Consider the following 1,218-nt stretch of genomic DNA (forward strand, 5'->3'; position numbering starts at 1 on the left):
AATTGTTTTATGATGTTTGCCCTAACCATAACAATTTTATTTTGAGCTGACTATAATGATAATACTTAAAATAAATAAAGCGAATGTATCTAAATCAACTCCATTGTTGGCTACCATCCTATAAATATCATCAAAATGGTAACTATACATAGTTAGACATAGTAAAAAAATTAATATTGAGTAATTTTTCATTGTTTTCATTTCCGAGATACCAGTCTTGCACCATCTATACAAAACCTCTTGTGAAAGTTATAGACTAAGCTGAGAATTAACTATTCTAGAGAGTAGTTTTATTAAAAATCTAGTCGGAGTAAGCTTCTTTGTAAAGCTCGAAATAGTGAATGGAGCATTAAGTGTTTGTTTATGATAATCTGATAGAGTGCACTATAGACCTAAATAGTGATAACACAGACTAGCTATTTTTCTTAGGTAAACTAATAATAATACGAGGTCGATTATGTCAGACAATAAGAACACTCAAGCATCTAAGGCAACATCTACAAAAGTTGCAGTAGTCACAGGATCAGCAGTCGGTTTGGGGAATGCAATTGCGACACGGTTAGCGAATGACGGTTTCAAAGTTGTGCTACATGATATCAATGAAGAGAACCTTAAAAAGGCAGAGAAGAAGTTAGTTGATGCTGGTTTTGACGTTAGCGCGGTAGTAGGTAATGTGCTAAAACGTGATGACCAGTTTAATGTGGTGAAACATGCGGTAGATAAATTTGGTCGCTTAGACGTCTTTGTTAATAATGCAGGTGTAGAATCTGTATCTCCTTTTTTAGAAATTGAAGAATCTGAGATTGATCGGGTACTCGATATTAATGTGAAAGGGGTTGTCTTTGGTACACAAGCTGCTGCTGAACAAATGAAAACTCAAGAAGGTATTGGCAAGATTATTAATGCTTGTAGCATCGCTGGTCACGAAGGTTATGAGATGTTAAGCCTTTACTGTGCCAGTAAATTTGCTGTACGTGCGTTTACTTATGCGACTGCTAAAGAGTTGGCGAAGTATGATATCCGTGTCAATGCTTATTGCCCAGGGGTAGCTGATACGCCGATGTGGGAGCGAATCGATCAAGCGTTCGTTGACCATAAAGGTTATGAGCCTAAGCAAGCTTGGACAGAATTCACGAGTGGGATTTTGGCTGGTCGTCCACAACGAGACCATCCCGAATTCTGTGTAACTGCCGTTTAGATTAAATGCTTGCTGATACG

At 37.4% G+C, this 1,218-nt stretch carries 1 protein-coding gene; it reads left to right on the forward strand.

The window, feature by feature from the left end; genetic code table 11:
- Positions 1-457 precede the first annotated feature (457 nt).
- Positions 458-1,198 (forward strand): SDR family NAD(P)-dependent oxidoreductase, encoded by a 741-nt coding sequence (locus tag EI164_RS16200; RefSeq protein WP_192521001.1) that lies wholly within the window; start codon positions 458-460, stop codon positions 1,196-1,198.
- The last annotated feature ends 20 nt before the right edge of the window (positions 1,199-1,218 follow it).

Origin of the sequence: Psychrobacter sp. FME13, assembly GCF_014861395.1 — a bacterium.
Taxonomy (GTDB): Bacteria; Pseudomonadota; Gammaproteobacteria; order Pseudomonadales; family Moraxellaceae; genus Psychrobacter.

Excerpts from the sequence above, each read along its gene's own strand:
- EI164_RS16200 (WP_192521001.1), top strand. The coding sequence starts at position 458 with ATGTCAGACAATAAGAACACTCAAGCATCTAAGGCAACATCTACAAAA.